The sequence below is a fragment of the Streptomyces sp. V1I1 genome (assembly GCF_030817355.1).
Classification (GTDB): Bacteria; Actinomycetota; Actinomycetes; order Streptomycetales; family Streptomycetaceae; genus Streptomyces.
Genome location: NZ_JAUSZH010000001.1, coordinates 3629981 through 3648926, shown reverse-complemented (window position 1 = coordinate 3648926; position 18946 = coordinate 3629981). Strand labels below are relative to the sequence as shown.

General features: G+C 70.5%; 17 protein-coding genes and 1 pseudogene. 10 read left to right on the top strand and 8 right to left on the bottom strand.

Annotated features, from left to right (window positions below):
* Positions 1–55: 55 nt before the first annotated feature.
* On the bottom strand, positions 56–658 hold the full coding sequence (locus QFZ67_RS17070) for a TetR family transcriptional regulator (RefSeq protein ID WP_307661948.1): 603 nt from the start codon (positions 656–658) through the stop codon (positions 56–58).
* Positions 659–741: 83 nt separating this feature from the next.
* Here QFZ67_RS17070 and QFZ67_RS17065 point away from each other — a divergent pair, with 83 nt between their 5' ends.
* From QFZ67_RS17065 to QFZ67_RS17040, 6 genes are all read left to right on the top strand, one after another.
* On the top strand, positions 742–1470 hold the full coding sequence (locus QFZ67_RS17065) for an NAD(P)-dependent oxidoreductase (protein ID WP_307661947.1): 729 nt from the start codon (positions 742–744) through the stop codon (positions 1468–1470).
* 286 nt (positions 1471–1756) lie between these two features.
* Positions 1757–2101 carry a VOC family protein gene (locus tag QFZ67_RS17060; protein ID WP_307661946.1) on the top strand — a complete coding sequence of 115 codons (345 nt, stop codon included), beginning with the start codon at positions 1757–1759 and terminating at the stop codon, positions 2099–2101.
* 105 nt (positions 2102–2206) lie between these two features.
* Positions 2207–2665, top strand: coding sequence for a pyridoxamine 5'-phosphate oxidase family protein (locus tag QFZ67_RS17055; RefSeq protein WP_307661945.1), 459 nt, complete (start codon positions 2207–2209; stop codon positions 2663–2665).
* Positions 2666–2937: 272 nt separating this feature from the next.
* Entirely contained in the window at positions 2938–5856 is a 2919-nt protein-coding gene (locus tag QFZ67_RS17050; protein WP_307661944.1) for a BTAD domain-containing putative transcriptional regulator, read from the top strand.
* Between the two features lie 103 nt (positions 5857–5959).
* Positions 5960–6472 carry a SigE family RNA polymerase sigma factor gene (locus QFZ67_RS17045; protein ID WP_307661943.1) on the top strand — a complete coding sequence of 171 codons (513 nt, stop codon included), beginning with the start codon at positions 5960–5962 and terminating at the stop codon, positions 6470–6472.
* Positions 6473–6518: 46 nt separating this feature from the next.
* Positions 6519–7691: a hypothetical protein gene (locus QFZ67_RS17040; RefSeq protein ID WP_307661942.1), complete on the top strand. Its 1173-nt coding sequence runs from the start codon at positions 6519–6521 to the stop codon at positions 7689–7691.
* A 25-nt stretch (positions 7692–7716) separates the two neighbouring features.
* Here QFZ67_RS17040 and QFZ67_RS17035 read toward each other — a convergent pair whose 3' ends face one another.
* Together QFZ67_RS17035 and QFZ67_RS17030 are read right to left on the bottom strand one after the other, a co-directional pair.
* Positions 7717–9402 (bottom strand): bifunctional 3'-5' exonuclease/DNA polymerase, encoded by a 1686-nt coding sequence (locus tag QFZ67_RS17035; RefSeq protein ID WP_307661941.1) that lies wholly within the window; start codon positions 9400–9402, stop codon positions 7717–7719.
* A gap of 43 nt (positions 9403–9445) precedes the next feature.
* A complete protein-coding gene (locus QFZ67_RS17030) occupies positions 9446–10714 on the bottom strand; it encodes a helix-turn-helix transcriptional regulator (RefSeq protein WP_307661940.1) in 1269 nt (422 codons plus the stop codon).
* Positions 10715–10840: 126 nt separating this feature from the next.
* Between QFZ67_RS17030 and QFZ67_RS17025 the strand changes: the two genes are divergently transcribed.
* From QFZ67_RS17025 to QFZ67_RS17015, 3 genes are read left to right on the top strand one after another with little or no spacing between them, the layout of a single operon-like run.
* Complete coding sequence (locus tag QFZ67_RS17025; protein ID WP_307661939.1) at positions 10841–11749, top strand: NADP-dependent oxidoreductase; 909 nt, start codon at positions 10841–10843, stop codon at positions 11747–11749.
* A gap of 55 nt (positions 11750–11804) precedes the next feature.
* Positions 11805–12476, top strand: a complete 672-nt coding sequence (locus tag QFZ67_RS17020; RefSeq protein ID WP_307661938.1) for a lipoprotein — start codon at positions 11805–11807, stop codon at positions 12474–12476.
* A 60-nt stretch (positions 12477–12536) separates the two neighbouring features.
* Positions 12537–13376, top strand: coding sequence for a nitrilase-related carbon-nitrogen hydrolase (locus tag QFZ67_RS17015; protein ID WP_307661937.1), 840 nt, complete (start codon positions 12537–12539; stop codon positions 13374–13376).
* Positions 13377–13629: 253 nt separating this feature from the next.
* On the opposite strand, the gene QFZ67_RS17010 is transcribed toward QFZ67_RS17015, so the two are convergent.
* Positions 13630–14838, bottom strand: coding sequence for an IS701 family transposase (locus QFZ67_RS17010; RefSeq protein ID WP_307659208.1), 1209 nt, complete (start codon positions 14836–14838; stop codon positions 13630–13632).
* A 245-nt stretch (positions 14839–15083) separates the two neighbouring features.
* Between QFZ67_RS17010 and QFZ67_RS17005 the strand changes: the two genes are divergently transcribed.
* Positions 15084–15371, top strand: coding sequence for a hypothetical protein (locus tag QFZ67_RS17005; RefSeq protein ID WP_067010458.1), 288 nt, complete (start codon positions 15084–15086; stop codon positions 15369–15371).
* Positions 15372–15577: 206 nt separating this feature from the next.
* On the opposite strand, the gene QFZ67_RS17000 is transcribed toward QFZ67_RS17005, so the two are convergent.
* The 4 genes and pseudogenes from QFZ67_RS17000 to QFZ67_RS16985 all read right to left on the bottom strand — a co-directional run bounded on the left by QFZ67_RS17000 (position 15578) and on the right by QFZ67_RS16985 (position 18768).
* Positions 15578–16711, bottom strand: a complete 1134-nt coding sequence (locus tag QFZ67_RS17000) for an IS630 family transposase (protein WP_307661936.1) — start codon at positions 16709–16711, stop codon at positions 15578–15580.
* Positions 16712–16900: 189 nt separating this feature from the next.
* Positions 16901–17596: pseudogene (locus QFZ67_RS16995) on the bottom strand (IS701 family transposase); the annotation flags it as partial.
* Between the two features lie 45 nt (positions 17597–17641).
* Positions 17642–18193 (bottom strand): transposase, encoded by a 552-nt coding sequence (locus QFZ67_RS16990; RefSeq protein ID WP_307659080.1) that lies wholly within the window; start codon positions 18191–18193, stop codon positions 17642–17644.
* Positions 18166–18768, bottom strand: a complete 603-nt coding sequence (locus QFZ67_RS16985; RefSeq protein WP_307659079.1) for a helix-turn-helix domain-containing protein — start codon at positions 18766–18768, stop codon at positions 18166–18168. Before QFZ67_RS16985 ends, QFZ67_RS16990 begins: the two co-directional genes overlap by 28 nt.
* Positions 18769–18946: the final 178 nt, after the last annotated feature.

Here is an 18946-nt window from a genome sequence, read left to right as displayed (position 1 = left end):
ATCACATCGCGGCCGCGATGGGGCACCCCAGTGATCTTGCGAGTCCCCTTGGTCGCTAGCGGCGGGCCGCCGGGGTGTGCCGGGTGCGGCCGAAGAGCGCGGCGCGCAGTGGCGGGCCGAAGACGCGGTGGACATCGGTGGCGGTCAGCCCCGCGGCTGGGGGCAGTGGGTTCAGGTATCTGATGAAGATCAGACCGGCGATCACGCCGACGGCGGCGGTGGCGCGCGCGGTCGCGTCCGGGCCGCCCAGAAATTCAGCAATCCCGCCGAGCAACTCGCGTTCGAGGTACTCGCGGAACACGTCCATCACGTTCTCGTCCTGCAGCGCCATCCGGTGGGGTATCTGCAGCGGTTCGCTGTGGTCCCACGCGTCGGTGACCGCGATCAGCAGCCGCTCAGGCAGGCCGGCTCGTTCGCCGGTCAGGGCTGTGGACAGGGCGAGTGATTCGCCGCACGGCAGCGTCACCGACTCGCCGAACAGGCCCTGCTTGCTCCCGAAGTGGTAGCTGATCAGGGCCGAGTCGACCCCGGCCGCGGCCGCGACCGCGCGCACGGTCGTGCCCCGGTAGCCACGTTCCAGGAACAGGCCGCGGGCGGCCTCGACGATGTGGGCTTTCGTGGCCGGATTACCGCGGGGCCGACCGCGAGTTTTATTCATCAAGGTTGAAATCTTGCGGCGTCGATCGTCAGTGTCAAGGCATCCAAGCCCGGACCTCCCGGGGCGGGGTGAAGGAGAACGCAATGCGTATCGTCGTCTTCGGCGCGGGTGGCCCGACCGGCCGTCAGGTGATCGAGCAGGCCCTGGCCGCGGGGCACGAGGTCTCCGCGGTGACCCGCCGCCCGGAACTGCTCCCGCCGCAAGGGGGGTTGACCGTAGTCAGCGCCGACGTCACCGACGCCGAAGCGGTCGACAAGGCGGTCGCCGGCAGCGAGGCAGTGCTGTCCGCCCTCGGGGTTCCGTTCAGCCGCAAGCCGATCACGACGTACTCGCAAGGGGCGACCAACATCGTCGCCGCCATGCAGCACAACGCCGTGCGGCGGCTGGTGGTGGTCAGCTCCAGCGTCGCCGATCCCGCGTGGCACCCCACCGGGGAGTTCTTCTTCAACCGGGTGATGGACCCGTACTTCAACAGGGTCGCGGGCCGGACTCTGCACGAGGACATGCGCCGGATGGAATCGGTGGTCAGGGCAAGCGATCTGGACTGGACGATCGCCCGGCCGTGCGGGCTGTTCGACAACCCCACGGTGACGGACTACGAACTCGCCGAGAACAGCGCCGACGGCCTGTTCACGGCTCGCGCCGATCTCGCCGCCGGCATGCTGCGGCAGCTTGAGGACGACCGCTTCGTCCGGAAGGCGATGGGAGTGATCACGACGGAGGTCAGGCCCAGCATCGTCAAGCTGATGTGGAACGAGGGCGTCGCCCTCCACGCGCGACGCGCGCGCGGTCGAGGTCGAGCTCACCGCTGAGGGGCGGCGCCGTTTCGAGGAGGCCGACGCCACGCGGCGTGCGTGCCTGGCGCCGGTCTTCACCGACGTCCTCGACGAGGCGGACCTCAGGGCTCTGGACGCGGTCTGGCGCAAGCTCAAGCAGCACAAGGACGCATGAGGCCGACGCGGTCCTGGCAGGTTTGGGGATCTGGACCACCGGACCCCCGCCCTCGGTCACACTCCTCCGTCGCGGCGTGTCATACCTCTGACGGACCGAACACCGTCCACGTGACGAGCAGCATGACCACCACCTGAGGAGTGCGCCATGACCGAAGGCATCAAGACGATCATCTACCCCGTGAAAGACCTTGCGAGCGCGAAAGCCCTGTTCACCAAGCTGCTGGGCGTCGAGCCCACCATGGACGAGCCGTACTACGTCGGCTTCCGGGTCGCGGGCCAGGATGTCGGTCTCGATCCCCACGGCCACAGCAGGGGCATGACCGGACCCGTCGCCTACTGGAACGTGGACGACATCAAGAGCAGCGTGAAGGCGCTTCTCGACGCCGGGGCGGAGGAGGTGGAAGGCGTCAAGGACGTCGGCGGCGGCAAGCTGACCGCCACGGTGAAGCACGCGGACGGCAACGTCATCGGCCTCATTCAGCCTGCTTGAGGGTACGAGTCACCTCAGACGCACGGGCGGCGCGGTCGCCAGGGCAGCATGCGGTGACCGCGCCGCCCGTCCGCGACGACGTCGACGCCAAGGAGGCCGCTTCGGATGACCCCACCCGCCCGGACCCCGGAACAACGCAAGCAGGACGCACTGATTCGGCTCGAGCAGGACGTCGACGCCTGGGTGGCGACGGCCGACCCGGAGAGCGGGACGCCGTATCTGGTGCCGCTGTCCTTCCTGTGGGACGGCGTCACGCTGCTGGTGGCCACGCAGTCCTCCAGCCCTACCAGCCGCAATCTGCAGGCCACCGGAAAGGTCCGCCTCGGCATCGGCCCGACTCGCGATCTCGTACTTGTCGAGGGAACCGTGCTCGCACTGGAAGCCGCCGAGTTGAAGGACGAGGTCGGCGACGCATTCGCGGTCAAGACGGGGTTCGATCCGCGTGAACTGACCAGCCCCTACCTCTACTTCCGGATTCATCCGCAGCGGATTCAGGCCTGGCGCGAGGCCAACGAGATCGAGGGCCGCGAGCTGATGAGCGGTGGGCACTGGATCGTCGCCTGACACACGGATCACACCAACGGCCATCCGCCCGGACGGGGTTCGACCGCGTCGTCCGGGCGGAGACACCTCTGCTGCGTCCCCAGGAGCACCGGGACAGGCCCGGTGGAAGGAACTGCGGATCCGGCCGCGCGGCGACACTCCCCCGAGTGTGGCTTCCACGCCGAGCACCGGCCGGCCGGATCCGATGCATCGATCCAAACAGTCGTCGCCAACAGATCGCTAACATATGGCCAACGCTCATGGCGCGGGATTGGCTGAGACTGGTCGGGAGGATGCGGATGCGGTTCGGGCTGCTCGGCCCTCCTGCCGTGCACGACGCCTCTGGCGAGCCGCGCCCCCTGAACAGCGCCAAAGCCCGCGCCCTGCTTACCGCGCTGCTGCTGCGGCCGAATCGCGTCGTCCCCGTGGACGAACTCAAGGCCGCCCTCTGGGGCGACGCGCCGCCCGCATCCGCCCATGCCTCCCTGCACAATCACGTGACCCGGCTGCGCCGGCTGCTCGCCGAGGACGACCGGCTGCGTGCCGCCCCGCCCGGGTATCTGCTGCGGGTCGAGCCGGGCGAGCTGGACACCGAGGTGTTCGAGGAGCAGGTGCGCACCGCCCGTGCCGCGTACGCGCGGGGCGACTGGGCCGCCGTTGCCGAGGCCGCCCGACTCGGGCTCGCGCTGTGGCGCGGCAGCCCGCTGGCCGGGCTGTACGACCCCGACGAGGGCACGCCCGCGCTCGTACAACGGCTGCGGGAATCGCGGCTGCTGATGCTGGAGTGGCGGTACGACGCGGAGCTGCAGCTGGGCCGTCATGACCGGGTCGGGCCCGAACTCGCGGCGCTCGTCGCGGAGTTCCCGCTGCGGGAGGCATTCCACCGGCAGCTGATGCTGGTCCTGCACCGTACGGGCAGGCAGGCGGAGGCACTCGCCGCCTACCAGTCGCTGCGCCGCACGCTCGTCGAGGAACTGGGCGTCGACCCCGGGCCGACGGTGCAGGAGGCCTACCAGGAGGTGCTCCGTGCGCCGACAGCCGCAGCCGCGGGGCCGGCCGGAGCCGCAGCCGCAGGGCCGGCCGCAGCCGCAGCTTCAGCCGAGTCGCGGCCGCCCCCGCCCGCCCAACTGCCGCCCGCACCCGCCCATTTCATCGGCCGAGAGGACCTGCTCGCCGAGCTGCGCGCCGCCCTCGCCCTCGACGGCGGCGACGGTGTCAGCCGCCCCGTCGTCGTCTCCGGGATGGCCGGAGTCGGCAAGTCCGCCCTCGCCGTGCGAGTCGCCCACGCGCTGCGGGACGACTTCCCCGACGGGCAGCTGTACGTCAATCTGCGCGGCGCCACCCCCGGCGTGACCCCGCTCGACCCCGGCCACGCCCTCTGCGCCCTGCTGCGCGATCTCGGCGTCGACCCGCGGCGGGTGCCCGGCGAGGTGGACGCGGCCGCGGCCCTGCTGCGGTCCACCCTCGCGCCGACCCGGACCCTCCTCGTACTCGACGACGCCGCGTCCGCCGCCCAGGTGCGGCCGTTGCTGCCCGCCGGGCCCGGCTGCGCGGTCGTCGTCACCAGCCGCTCCCCGCTGACCGCGCTCGACGGCGCGGCCCGCTTCCCGCTTGCGCCGCTGTCCGCCGCGGACAGCGGGATGCTGCTGCGGGCCGTCTCGGGGCGCGGCTTCGAAGAGGGCCTGGAGCGGCTCGTCGAACGGTGCGGCCGGCTGCCCCTCGCGCTGCGCGTCGTCGCCGCCCGCCTCGCCGCCCGCCGCGCGCTCACCGCCGACGTACTCGCCGGGTTGCTCGACGCTCAGGCCGGCCGGCTCGACCAACTCGACTACGACGACCTGAGCGTGCGCGGTTCGCTCGCCGTCGCGCACGACGGCCTCGACCCGGACGCCGCTCTCGCGCTGCGCCGGCTCGGCGCGGTCGACCTGCCCGAGTACGGAGCGCCCGCCGTCGCCCGGCTGATGGACACCGACGAGCGGCGCGCCGCGGCCGCCCTCGACCGGCTCGTCGATGTGGCGCTGCTGGAGGAGGTCTCGTACGGACGGTTCGTGCCGCACGACCTCGTACGGGACTTCGCCCGGGAACTCGCCGAGCGGGACGACGACCGGCAGCAGGCCGCCGAGCGCGTCCTCGTCTGGTACGCCGAGGCCACACGCCAGATCGGTATCGCGCTGCTCCCGCCCGGTCAGGAGGCGGGACTGCGGCTGCCCGGCCCGATCGGCGAGGCCATGCCTTTCGAATCCGCCGAACAGGCCCTGGCCTGGGGCGATCTGGAACTGCCCAATCTTCTCGCGCTGATCGAGCGGTACGCGTCGGAGTCGGCGACGGCGCTGCTGCTCGTACGGGCGGGCTTCACGTATCTCCAGCGGCGCGGCAGGCTCCAGGAGCTGGCAGTGATGGGCGAGTTGGCCCTGGATGCGGCACGCAAGCTGGGCGACACCGCGGCCGAGGCGCACGCCCTCTCCGACCTCGCGGGCATGAACTTCCTCAGCGGCAGGGCCGAACGAGCCCTCGCCCTCAACGAGTCGGCCGTCACGATCTGGCGCACCCTCGGCGACGATCGCCGCATCCAGCGCGGCCTCGGCAACCGCGGGATGCTGCTGGAGGGACTCGGCCGGTACGAGGAGGCGGCCGAGGCGCTGGAGTCCGCCCTCGCGTGCGCCCGTCGGCTCGGCGACGCGCACGGCGAGGCCATCATCCTCAGCCACCTGGGCAATCTCCTCGAGCACACCGACGCCCGCGCCGCGATCGCGTGCCACGAACGCAGCCTGGCCGCGGGTGTACAGCTGAACAGCGAGATCCTGCGGCTCACCGCCCACTGCAACATCGGCTACGCCCATCTCACCCTCGGCGAACCGGCCGCAGCGGCCCGGCACTTCGACGAGAGCCTCGCCCTGGTCGGCGACGACGGAGACTGGCACACCCAGTCCCAGGCCCGCATCGGCCGGGTCCGCGCCCTGCGCGAACTGGGCCGGGCCGAGGAAGCCCACCGCGAATGCACGCTGCTGCTGGAGCGCGCGGGGTCCCGCGCCGACACCCAGATGCAGGCTCTCGCCCGCCACCAGCGCGGACTGCTCGTGCACGCCGAGGGCGGCGAGGACGAGGCGCGCGAGCTGTGGGAGTCGGCGTTGAGCGCGCTGGAGGCACTCGACGGCAAGCACGCGGCGCTCATGGGGGAGTTGCGGGAGCTGCTGGGCCGGCCCCTGCCCGGGTGAGAAATTCCCTGTGAAACATTCCTTCCGTCCCACCGCGTCAATGAGGTGAAGGGGCAAGCAGCCCCGCTGAGCCAGCTGACCAACGGGGATGAACGGGGAGGGCATGAAACAGTCCAGCGCGGATGAGTTCATGGAATTCGCAGCCGGCCGCACACGCCATCTCTTCCGCTCCGCATGCCTGCTCACGAGCGGCGACACCCATCTCGCCGAGGATCTCGTGCAGGAGACGCTGAGTCGTATGTACGTCCGGTGGGGGCGGATCGAGAAGATCGGCAACCCGGCCGGCTATGCCCAGACCGTCCTCGTACGCACCTTCCTCACCCATCGGAGGCGGCGCTCCGCCACTGAGCGCCCCACCGGCGAACTCCCCGACACAGTCGCGGCGGCGCAGGACCTCGACCCGGCGCTGCGGCTCGCACTGCTCCAGGCGCTGGGGCAACTGGCTGCCAAGGACCGGGCGGTGGTGGTGCTGCGGTACTGGGAAGACCGCAGCATCGAGGAGACCGCCGAGGTGATGCGCTCCAGCTCGGCTTCGGTACGTACCAGGTCATCGCGCGCTCTGGCCAAACTCCGCGAACAGCTCGGCGGCAGCATCGCCGAGCTCATCGCCCGCTGACCTCACCTTCACTGCTCACTCACCTTTCGGGAACTGGTGGTTCTCCATGCCTTTCGAAGACGAACTCGGCGAAGCCCTTCGCCGTACTGGCGACACGTTCGACACAAACCTCCAAGGGCTGGCGGAAGCCGGACTGACCCGTGGCCGGCGCACCCTGTGGCGCAGGCGTGCGGCCACCGTCACCGCGAGCGTGGCGCTGCTCGGCGTCATGAGCGCGGGCGTGGTCTACGGAGGCATGTTCGACGACGGCCGGGACGGTGCGAACGTCGCCGCGCGCAAGTCCGATGCCGAGCAGACGGTCTCCATCCTCAAAAGGCTTCTCCCGGAAGGGAAGGTCAGCCAGGAACGCGCGGACAAGCCGGGCAGGAACTTCGGGTTCTACTCGGGTGCGTCTCTCGTCTTCGACGACGGCAAGGGCGCGGCCGCGATCTCGATCACGTTGGGCAGGGACGACTCGCCCCTGGGCAGCATCTCCAGCACGGCGGGGTGTCCGGTCGGTGCCGACGGCGTAGGGCGCTACGGCCCCAACGGGACCTGTACGACAAAGAAGTTCGAGGATGGCTCCAACCTGCTGCTCACTCAAGAGCACGAGCCTCCGTACCGCGACAAGGACACCAAATTCTGGTCGGCCCGCCTCATCAAGCCGGACGGTTCGATGCTCACCGTCACGGAATGGAACGCACCCGCCCAGAAGGGGGCCAAGCCCACGCGCCCCAACCCGCCGCTGACGCAGAAGCAGCTGACCGATCTTGTGACGGCGAAGGAGTGGCGCACCACACTGGACTCCTTCCCCCGGCGTGGGGGCGGCGTCCATGACGAGGGCCCGACCGGCTACGAGCTCGTGGACACCCTCAAGCCGCTGCTCCCGTCGAGCCTGAAGCCGTTCGGCCCCGCGGGCGGCACCAGCCTCACGGACTTCGTCAGCCTCGGCGTCAATGACGGCAAGGGCGAGACGCACGTCGAAGTCAATGTCGACCATCGCGGAACCAACGACGGCGATCAGGTACGGATCGACGAGCGGCAGGGCCCGACCGCGTGGACCGGCAAGGGCGCGGTGCTCCGGTCCGTCACCGCCGTTCGGCCCGGTGGTTTCCGGGTCGTCGTCACCACGTACAACGCGGGCACCGCGTTCGGCGATGCGACCCGCGCCACCCCGCCGCTCACCATGGAGCAGCTGAGGACCATCGCAACCAGTCCGGAGTGGGACAAGCTCAAGTAGGCATCGGCATGCATGCCGGTGTACGTCACTTCGCGTCGGCGTAGCACTGAACCACCGCCGTCGTGAACGGAAACCGCACCGGCGTCTCACCGAAAGCGATCCGCCCGGCCAGCTCCCCGGCCGCGCGGATCGCCTTCGCCACGTCCTGAGCCTCCTCGGCCGGGCAGTGCACGATCACCTCGTCGTGCTGGAAGAAGACCAGCTCCGCGCGCATCCCCGCGGTGGCCTGCCGCAGCGCCGCCAGCATCAGCAGCGCCCAGTCCGCCGCGCTGCCCTGGACCACGAAGTTACGGGTGAAACGGCCCCGCGCCCGTGCGTTCGTCGATGCGTAGCCGGGGGTGAATTCGGTGTCCGAGGACGGGAGTTCCTCGCTCTCCTGGGGGATTCCCGCCTCCTCGTCGTCGCCCGACCCGACCGCCCTCGGGCTGGTGCGGCCCAGCCAGGTGCGTACGAGCCGGCCTTCCTCGCCCGCGCGGGCCGCGTCGTCCACGTACGCCACGGCCAGCGGGAATCTGCGTCGCAGCATGGCCAGGTTCTTCAGGCCGTCGCCCGACGTCTGGCCGTAGATCGCGCCCAGCAGCGCGATTTTCGCGTGGTCGCGGTCGCCGGAGAAGGCCCGGTCGGACAGCGCGGAGTACAGGTCGCCGTCGTGGCCCGCGACCTCCATCAGGCCGCGGTCGCGGGAGATCGCGGCGAGCACCCGGGGCTCCATCTGGTCGGCGTCCGCGACCACGAGCCGCCAGCCCTCGTCCGCGACCACCGCGCGCCGGATCACCTTCGGGATCTGAAGTGCCCCGCCGCCATTCGTCGTCCAGCGGCCGGAGACCGTGCCGCCGGGCAGATACTCGGGGCGGAACCGCCCGTCCCGCACCCAGTCCTGGAGCCAGCTCCAGCCGTGCGCCGTCCAGATGCGGTACAGCTTCTTGTACTGGATCAGCGGCTTCACCGCTGGATGGTCGAGCTCCTCCAGCTCCCAGCGGCGCGTCGACCTCACCTTGATCCCGGCCTGCGTGAAGGCCTTCACCACGTCCGCGGGCAGATCGGGGCGCACGCGGCGCCCGAACGCCGCCGACACCTCGTCCGCCAGTTCCGCCAGACGGCGCGGCTCGCCTCCGCCCGCGTACCGCTCACCCAGCAGCTCGTGCAGCACGTCCCGGTGGACGTCCGCCCGCCACGGCAGCCCCGCCCGGTTCATCTCCGCGGCCACCAGCATCCCCGCCGACTCGGCGGCCGTCAGCAGCCGCATCCGCCCGGGGTGCTCGGCCGCCTCGTGTCTTCGCTGCTGGTGGGCGTAGACCTCAAGCAGCGCCTCGAGCGGTACGGCCACGGGCTGCGGCTCGAACAGCGAGGACTGCGAGCCCGGTTCGGCCGCGCGCTGCGGCGGATCGGGTGGTACGGGGCCGTTCCGCAGCCGGGCCAAGGCGGCGGCCGCCGACCGGGGCTCGCCGAGCCGGCCCTCGTGGCCGAGCAGCAGCAGTTCCGCGTCCTCGATGTCGTAGCACCGCTCGACACGCACCCCGGCCGCCAGCAGACGGGGGTAGATCTCGGCGGTGGAGCGCCAGACCCACCGGCCGACCTCCGGCCGGGACCGGACGGCCTCGACCAGATCGGGCTCCAGCTGGACGGGCCCGGTGGGCAGGCCGTCGGGGCCGAGGGGGACGAGCCGCGCCCCGTCGCCCTCCGCAGCCGCCAGAGCCCATCGTTCGCCCATGGGTTCGAGTGTGGCAGCCGCCACTGACAACCGCCGGGACCTCCTATGCCACGGCGTGGAACAGTGCCGACGCCTCGCCCCGCGACGCGACCCCCAGCTTGGTCAGGATGTTCGCGACATGGAACTTCACGGTCGACTCGCTGATGTGCAGCTCCTGCGCGATCACGCGGTTGCGGTGCCCGCGGGCCAGATGTGTCAGCACCTCCAGCTCCCGCGCCCCCAGCGAGCCGAGCGGATCGGTGGGCATGGGCTGGGGCGTCCCCAGCGGGAACGTCGCCGTGATCGTCGTGCCCCAGCCCGGCACCGCGTCCACGTCCAGCCGCCCGCCAAGCGCGTCGAGCCGCTCCCCGACCCGGTGCGCGCCGAGCGCGCAGGAGGTGAGCTCGCCGGGGCCGTCGTCCCGTACCTTCACGCGCAGCTCGGTCTCGGTCAGATGCCAGCCGACATGGATCCGGCTGAGCCGGTCCTGTTCGAGGACGGTCAGCAGTAGGGCCCGTGCGACCGCGCGCGCCGCGTGCGCCACATCGGCGGCCAGCGGCCGGGCGGTGTCCGGCGCACCCAGCTCGAGACGGACCGGGCTGTAGCGCAGCATCGGCCGCAGCGAGTCCGCGAGCCGGGCGAAGGCCTGCCCGGCGGGCTCCTCAGCGACCGCCTGGTCCCGTTCCCGTTCGGTCCGCAGCTCCACCAGCGCGGTGACAGCGAGTTCGACGGCGGCGGCGCGGGCGGCGCTGTCGTCGAGGCCCCGGCTGCGCAACACTCCGAGCAGCCCGGACAGCGCGGTCGCATGAGTCTCGGTCAGCTCGGCGATCACCCTGGCCCGTTCGCCGGCCGAGGCCCGCGACTGGGCCAGCGCGCCCGGCACCGCTTCGGTGGCGAGCCGGTCGAAGTGGCTGGTCACCAGGTCCCACATGGCCTGTACGACGGCGGTGTCGGGCGCGGCGACGACGCTGTCCTCACTCCGTACGAGCACGAGCAGGGCCCCTCGCGCGGTCGCGTCGCTGGCCACCGCGAGCACCGGGTACTTGGCCCCGCCGAGCTGCGCCGTGCCCTGCCAGGGCTGTCCCGCGGGCACCCTCGCGACCAGCGGATGCAGTTCGGCGACGGTGATCCGTCCGGCCGGTGAACCGCTGTCGCCGTGCGTCTTGAACGGTGAGTGCGCGCAGTGTGTGGAGAGCTCGGCCGCGGCCAGATGCGGGACGAGCCCGTGCAGGGTCGCGGACAACCGGGGCAGGATTTCGCCCAGCGGCTGCCGGATCACCTCGTAGGCGGCGGCCAGTACGGGCGCGGCGGGCGTGGATCCGGTGAGTTCCATGACGGCCAGCGTACGACCGCGGGCGGCGCGGGCGGCTGTCCCTTCGGCCAGGTCGAACCATCCGAAAGGCGGGCCGGGTCTGGCCCGCCGGGGATCGAGTGTTGAACCCGGCGGAAGGAGCCAAGCATGGAAGCGATCGTCTTCGAGGAATTCGGCGGACCCGAGGTGCTGCGCCTCATCGAGGCCGAGGAGCCCCACGCGGGCCCCGGTCAGGTGCGGGTCAGGATCAAGGCAGCGGGTGTCAACCCGGCCGACTACAAGATCCGTTACGGCTGGATGCAGGAGGTCTTCCCGACGTCGCTGCCCGCGACTCCGGGCCTGGAGTTCTCGGGGATCGTCGACGAGGTCGGCGAGGGCGTGACCGGCGCGGCCGTCGGCGACGAGGTCCTGGGGTGGACCGTCACCGGGGCGTACGCGCAGTACGCCCTGGCCGAGTCGTTCGCCCCCAAGCCGGCCGAGCTCGACCGGGCGGCGGCCGCTGCCCTGCCCGTCGCGACCGAGACCGCCCAGCGGGTGCTCGACCTGCTCGGGGTGCAGGCGGGCGAGACCCTGCTGCTGCACGGGGCCGCGGGCGCGGTCGGCGCGGCAGCCACCCAGCTCGCGGTGGCGGCGGGCGTGACGGTCATCGGCACGGCCTCTCCTTCCGGTCACGACTATCTGCGGGAATTGGGCGCGACTCCGGTGGCGTACGGCGACGGGCTGGTCGCGCGGGTCCGCGCGGCCGCTCCCCAGGGTGTGGACGCTGTTTTCGACGCGGCGGGCAAGGGCGCGCTGCCGGGCTCGATCGAGCTGCGCGGCGGCACGACCGACCGGATCATCACGATCGCGGATCCGGAGGCGGCCGCGCACGGAGTGACGTTCTCGGGGGGCGGCACCGAGGCGCCGGAGACCGCCCTCGCCGAGCATGCACGGCTGGCGGCGAACGGCAGGCTCCGGATCCCGGTCGTGGAGGTCTTCCCGCTGGAGGAGGCGGCGAAGGCGCAGGCACTGAGCGAGACGGGCCATGTACGGGGGAAGCTGGTGGTCACTCCCTGACGACGATCTAGGATCGGTCAGGTTTGTTCGGAACTGACCCAGGGGTGGGGGAATCGTGGTGCGAGGTCTTCTGCGCGGTGTGAGTGCGGGGCTGGTCCCGGTGGCGCTCGCGACGGTGGTGCTGACCGGCTGTTCGTCGGAGAGGGACTCGGACCGGCCTCAGCCCGGGGCAAGCGCGAAGGGCGCTGCGAAGGGGGAGGCGCAGGGGGCCGGCAAGGGGGACGCGGCCAAGGCCGCCGCGAAGGGCGGCACGGTCGGTGGTGCCGGTTCGCCGTGCGCCCTGCCCGTCTCGTTCGACCTGGCGGCCGGCTGGAAGCCGAAGGCCGTCAAGGAGGACAAACAGTTCGGGCTGCTGAAGCAGGGCCCCGTCACCCTCATCTGCGAGATCGACGCCAAGCCCGCCGGGAACATCGGCTTCCTGCGCGTCTGGACCGGGGGCCGCGCCGGTGACGATCCGCGCAAGGCACTGGAGGCGTTCGTCGCCGAGGAGGCCAAGAGCCGGGACAAGGTCGCGTACGCCCAGATCAAGGCGGGCGAGTACGCGGCCACCGAGGTGACCTACCTCAACACCAACGAGTTCCTGGACGCGCCCAAGAAGGAGCGGGCGCTCGCCTTCACGACCCCCAAGGGCGTGGTCGTCGTGCATCTCGGTGGACTGGACACCGAGGAGCACGAGGGGATGCTCCCGGCGTACGAACTGGCGAAGAAGAGCGTCCACGGCGCTTAGGGGGTGTCCGGCGAGCCCGCCGGAGGTGCCCGATCGCGCCACCGCTGTCAGGCTCGTTGTATGCGAATGGCACTGGCACAGACCGACTGTGTACTGGGCGAAGTGGACGCGAATCTCGAAACGGCCCGGGAGCAGATCGAGCAGGCCGCCGCCCAGGGCGCGGACCTCGTCGTCTTCCCCGAGCTGAGCCTGCACGGCTATCACCTGGGCGCGCTGCGGCGGGACACCTCGGTGCAGGCACGCGATCCGCGGCTGCTCAAGCTGGGGACGTACGGCGCGGACGTGATGGCCGGGTTCCACGAGCACACCTCTCTGCGGGCGTACAACACCTGCGCGTACTACAGCGGCGGTGAACTCCTGCACACGCACCGGAAGTTGTATCTGCCCAACTATCTGGCGTGGGAGGAGCGCAAGCACGTCAGCCCCGGCCAGTTGGTGCGCGCGTACGACCTGCCGGGCGGTGCCGGTCGCGCGGCCACGCTCATCTGCAACGACGCCTGGCAGCCGGTGCTGCCGTGGCTCGCCGTGCAGGACGGGGCGGAGGTCGTGATCGTGCCGGCGAACAGCGCGGCCAGCCTCGATCCGGAGGCGATGGACACGGGCCTGTACTGGGACAGCCTGCTCACCTATACGGCGCGGATGCTCCAGTGCTGGGTCGTCTTCGTGAATCGAGTGGGGAGCGAGAACGGCGCCTCGTTCTGGGGCGGTTCACGGGTGGTCGACCCGCGCGGGTCGGTGGTGGCCCAGGCGCCCAAGTGGGAGCCCGGGCTCGTGACCGTGGACATCGACCTCCACGAGGCGCGGCGGCAGCGGCGGGCGGTGCCGCTGGTGGCGGAGGCGCGGCTGGGGCTGATCGACCGCGAGGTGCGGCGGCTGATCGACGAGGGCGGGGACAGCTAGGCCCTGTCCGGCCGACCAGGGCCGGGCTCGCGTGCCCTGGCACGGCACCTCTCCCCCGTAGCCCTTCGGGCACGGGAGGTACCCCCATCGCCAGACCCGCTCCCTGATCCGGCCTGATCGACCGGACAGGACCTAGTAGGGCTTTGTTAGGTGGTGTCGTAGGGCTGCCAGGGGGTGGGTTGTCGGCAGGTGGGGCAGGTGCCGGTCCAGGTGGCCAGGAGGTGTTGGAGGAGATCCAGGGCCTGGTAGAGGGTCAGGCCCTGGCAGGGGCTTTTGGGCAGGTCCGCTGTTCGGTCAGGAACAGGTGGGCGGCGGTGACGAGGGTGACGTGCCGGTGCCAGCCGGTGAACGAGCGGCCCTCGAAGTGGTCGAGGCCGAGGGTGGTCTTCAGCTCGCGGTAGTCGTGCTCGATGCGCCACCGCAGTTTCGCGATGCGGACAAGGTCGCGGGCGGGGATGTCTGCGGGCAGGTTCGAGATCCAGTACTTGACCGGCTCGTCCTCGCCTTCGGGCCACTGGGCGATGAGCCAGGTCAGCGGGATCGTGCCGTCGGTGGCGGGCTTGGGCCGCCGCCCCGCGAGACGGATCCTCACAAGAACGAAGTGCGAGCTCATCGCGGCTTTGGAGCCCCTGCGCCAGGTCAGGGTTCGTCCCTGGCGTCGTCCGGCGGCCAGCACGTGATCCCGTAAGGACACCGGGCGGGTGCGGTAACGCGGAAGGGGCCTGGGCCCCAGGCCGCCATAGGCAGGCTGGTGGGGTTCGGCATCCTCACTGTGGGCGGTCATTTCGGCCTTGGCCTGCAGGACGTAGGCCAGGCCGCGGTCTTCCAGGCCGCGGCGGAAGTCGGCGTTGGCGCCGTATCCGGTGTCCGCGACCAGCACCGCCGGCTTCAGCCCGGTGCCGGCCAGGTCGTCGAGCATCTCCAGCGCCAGCTGCCACTTCGGGCGGTGATGCTCGTCATCAGGGATGCGACAGCGTTCCCGACGGCTGGCCGCTTCTGGCGTGTCCCAGCTCTCGGGAAGGAACAAACGCCAGGACAGCGGACACGAGGCGGTGTCGGAAGCGGCGTGGACGCTGACGCCGATCTGGCAGTTACCGACCTTGCCCAGGGTGCCCGAGTACTGCCGGGCCACCCCGGGCGACGAGATGCCGTCCTTCGGGAACCCGGTGTCGTCCACCACCCACGCCTGAGGACGGACCACCCGCACGGCCCGCCACGCCAACCGGGCCCGCACCGCGTCAAAGGCCCAGGTGGAGGACGTGATGAACTGCTGAAGCTGCTGGTGGTCCACCCCCAGGCGCCCGGCCATCGGCTGCATCGACTTACGCCGGCCGTCCAGCAGCAGCCCCCGCAGATACAGGGCACCCTTCTCACGCTGATCCCGCCGCACCAGCGGCGCGAACACCTCCCCACCGAACTCCTCCAACCGGACACGACACGAAGCGAGTTCCCCGACCCTCATACCAACAGCGAACTACCAGACACCCAACGCGACAAGACCCACCTAACAAAGCCCTACTAGTGCCGCATCAGGCAACGTTCGCCCTCTCGACGGGCGTGACTCCGTCTCGTGTGGAGCAGCAAGTCATGCGCGATGATGCGACGCGGCCCAGGATCGCTATGTGAACAGGCGGACGTCGCCGTCGCCTGATTCCGGCCCAGACGTGGCAGCCCCATGCCGCGTCTCCGCGATCTGGAAGGACCCAAATGCCGATCGTCCTCATCTCCCCCGAGTTCACACAGGAGCAGTACGAGGAGACCAACCGCAAGTTGACGGGGGGCAAGAACCGGATGGAATCTCCAGCCGACTGGCCCGTAGAAGGTTTGCTCGCACACATCGCGGGACAGGGCGAGAGCACCTTCCGCGTCGTCGACGTCTGGGAGTCCGAGGAGGCCCTCAACCGCTTCGCCGAGATCCTCATTCCGATCCTCCGTGAGGCCGGTGTCGAGGGCGACCCGGAGGTGTATCCGGCACTCACATATGTGTCCGCCTAGGTGATCAGCCGCCTCGGGGCAGTGCTGTGCCCCTCCCAGCGGCGCGGATGCCGCCGACGGGGAGCCTTTTCACGCGATCGAACAGCGTCAGGTCAGCCAGTGCCGCAACAGGAAGGACTCGCGGCGGAGTACCGCCTGGTCATCTGGGAGCCGCAGTCCCGGGAGCCTGTCTGCCGCGGGTGTGAACCACCGGGTGCTGCGCTGGCTCAGGCCACGTTCGCGCGGGTGACGACCGCGCGGAGGCGTTCGTCGGCAGCGTGCTTGTTCCGCCAGATGATGTAGCGGCGGATCATGCTGCCCTGCTCCTTGTGGCTGGTGTGGTCGGTGCCGTCCAGCGCGAAGTAGCGCAGGGCGGTGAACTGGGCCTCGATGCGGTTCAGCCAGGAGCTGTGAGTCGGCGTGTAGGCGAGCTCGACGTTGTGCGCCGCGGCCCAGTCGCCGACCCGGCTGTCCTTCTTCGTGGCCAGGTGCGGGGAGAAGTTGTCGAGCACGACCGCGATCCGGACCTGAGGCGGGTAGAGGCTGCGCAGGTAGCGGCAGAACTCCAGGAACCTCGTGCGGTGCTTTCTCGGCTTGATATGGCCGTAGAGCCTGTCCTTGCCCAGGTCGTAGGCGGCGAACAGGTGCCGGACCCCGTGCGGGCGGGTGTAGGTCGCCCGTCGGCGGGGCCTCGGCTCCCGGCCGGGGTCCTTGTGCTGCCCTCCGCGATCAGCCCACTGCCGCCCCGGGTGGGGCTGGAGGTTGAGCGGCCCGAACTCGTCCAGGCAGAAGACGACTTCGGGCTCGCCGTCGTCGGGTATGACCTCTCTGTCGGCGATCGCGTAGAGGTGCTCGACCCTGGCCTTCTTGGCGGCGTAGTCGGGGTCGCGCGAGGTCTTCCATGTCTTTATGCGTTGAAAGGAGACGCCCTCCTCGCGGAGCAGGATCCGAAGGCCCTCGTGGCTGATGTCGTCGACCACCCCCTCGGCGACCAGGAAGTCGGCCAGTTTGGCCAGGCTCCAGGTCGAGAACGGCAAGCCGTGCTCGATCGGCTTGGACTTGGCCATCTTCTTGATCTCCCGGCGCTCGGACAGCGTGAAGGTCCTCGGACGGCCGCCCTTGTACTTCGGGTAGAGCGAATCGAAGCCGTCCACGTTGAAGTTGTGGATCAAATCCCGGAGCCGGTCCGCGCTGGTGAACGTCACCCCCGCGGTCTTCGCCACCGGCATGCCCTGCGCGGACAGCAACACCATCTGCGCGCGCCGCCATGTCACCACCGACCCAGTACCCCTGCGGACGATCCGCAGCAGCCGCTGCGCCTCATCGTCATCAATCTCTCGGACGCGTACCCGTTCTGCCACGCGCACAGCCTGGCGGCACCCCGCTGGCAGGACCAGCATCCGAACGGTACGTCACATCACAACAGCGCAAACGTTTGCTGATACGGCACTAGGGACTCCGTTAGGTTGCTCTGGCTCTTGGGTTCTGGCTGGTGGTGGACGTTCTGGGCAGGGGGCGGTGGCAGGTGGTGCAGGTGCCGGTCCAGCAGTTCAGCAGGTCCTGGATGGCGTCGAGGATCTGGTAGAGGGTGTGTCCGCTGTATCGGCTTTTGGGGCCAGGCGCTGTTCGGTGAGGAACGCGTGGGCTGCGGTGACCAGGGTGACGTGGTGATGCCACCCGGCCCAGGAACGTCCCTCGAAGTGGTCCAGGCCGAGGCCGTGCTTGAGTTCCCGGTAGTCGTGCTCGATGCGCCAGCGGATCTTGGCCAGGCGGACCAGTTCAGCCAGCGGGGTGCTGGCGGGCAGGTTGGACAGCCAGTAGTCGGTGGGTGCTTCGGCGCCTTCGGGCCACTCGATCAGCAGCGTCACGTCGGGCAGGACGCCGTCCCAGAAACCCTCCCGGGCGGTGGCGGCGGCCTGGGTCAGGCGGCGGGCTCGGACCCCGGCCGGCCGCACCCGCAGCGCCAAAAAGTGCGAGCGCATCGGTCCGCGGGAGCCTTCCCGCCAGGTCACCTCGGTGAAGGCCTGCCGCCCAGGGCCGGCCGCGAGCGCGGCGACCGAGGACGGCTTGTCGCGGTAGCGGGGCTGCGGCTTGCGGCCGTTTCCGGACCACGCCGGGGCGGTGGGCTGCGCGTCGTGCGGGTGGACGGTCACGTCCGAACGGACCGCCACGACATATCCGATGCCCCGCTCGCTCAGGCCGTCGCGGAAGTCGGCGTTCTGCCCGTAGCCGGCGTCGGCCGAACAGGACCGCGAGACAGACCTAACGGAGTCCTACTAGTGCTGGATTCCTCAAAGGCAGTACACATATCGGCGTCGTAGTTGGCGGGTTGGCGGGGCTGCTCGGCCCCAGATCCATGGTCTGGCACGGGCGTTGAGCTGGGCGGTGGCCACGGCCGTGGCTTGGGTGATGTCGTCCGGGTTGGCGAAGGACCGGCCGGCCAGGGCTGCCTTGCGGAAGATCCGCCACCAGCCCTCCTGCAGGTTCAGCCAGCACGCGCCGACCGGGATGAACGCGTGCCGGATCCGAGGATGATCCTCCAGCCAGGTCCGGGTGGACAGGCTGTTGTGGGAGGACAGGTTGTCGGTGACGATCCAGATCTCCCCGGTCGGGTTGGCGTCCTCGACCTGTTGCAGGAACTGCTGGTAGAAGGCGCTGTTGCGGGAGGATGCGGCCATGGTGATCTCCTGGCCGTCCCTCACGCGCAGGCCGCCGTATACCCAGGTCTTCTCCGGCCCGCGGCTGTAGTCGATCTCGTTCTTGATGCGATGCCCGTCCGGCGACCAGCCCGGTGCAGGTGGGAAGGCGCGCGGGATCACCGGCCCGAGTTCGTCGGCGCACACGACCGTCGCACCGTCCGGCGGGTGGGTGTAGAGGCCGATGATCCGCGTCCTTTTCCCGCGAAGTCCGGGTCCTTCGAGCGGGTCCAGGAGCGGGTGCGGCGCCAGCGCACCCCCTCGGCCAGCAGGATTCTGCGCACTTGGGAGCGGCCGACCTCGATCCCCAGCCGCTGGGCCTCGGCGGCCAGGGAGTCCAACGTCCACTCCGACGCGCCGCCCTCGTCCGCGGCCCACAGGTCCCCGTATGGCTGCATCTCCAGCCTCCCGGGCGGCACCTGCTTGACCAGGGCGATGATCCTCGACCGCTCGGCCTCGGTGATCCGCCGCTTGCGGCCCTGCCCACCGAGATCTTCCAGGCCCTCCAGACCGGCGCGGTTGAAGCGGTGCAGCCACCTGCGCACCGTCTTCTGACTGCAGCTCAGCTCATCCGCGATCGCCGGCACCCGCTGCCCCGCCCAGCTCAGTTCGATCATGCGGGCCCGCATCACCACATCCCGGGGGGCCTTGCGGGCTCGCGAGAGTCGATGGATGACCGCCTGCTCGCCCTCGTCACGGCTTTGTCGTGCTCGTAACACCATCAACCAGCACCCGCCCCCGAGCACCCGAACCGCCCCGCCACCAGCACATATACCCAACCAAAGCGGAATCCAGCACTAGTTCCTGCGTCTCGCCGCGGACCGCCGCCCGGTCGTACGTCCCGCTCCGCCGCGCGGCGGAGCGGGATGCTCCCGTACGCCGATGTCGCCGGCGCACCCC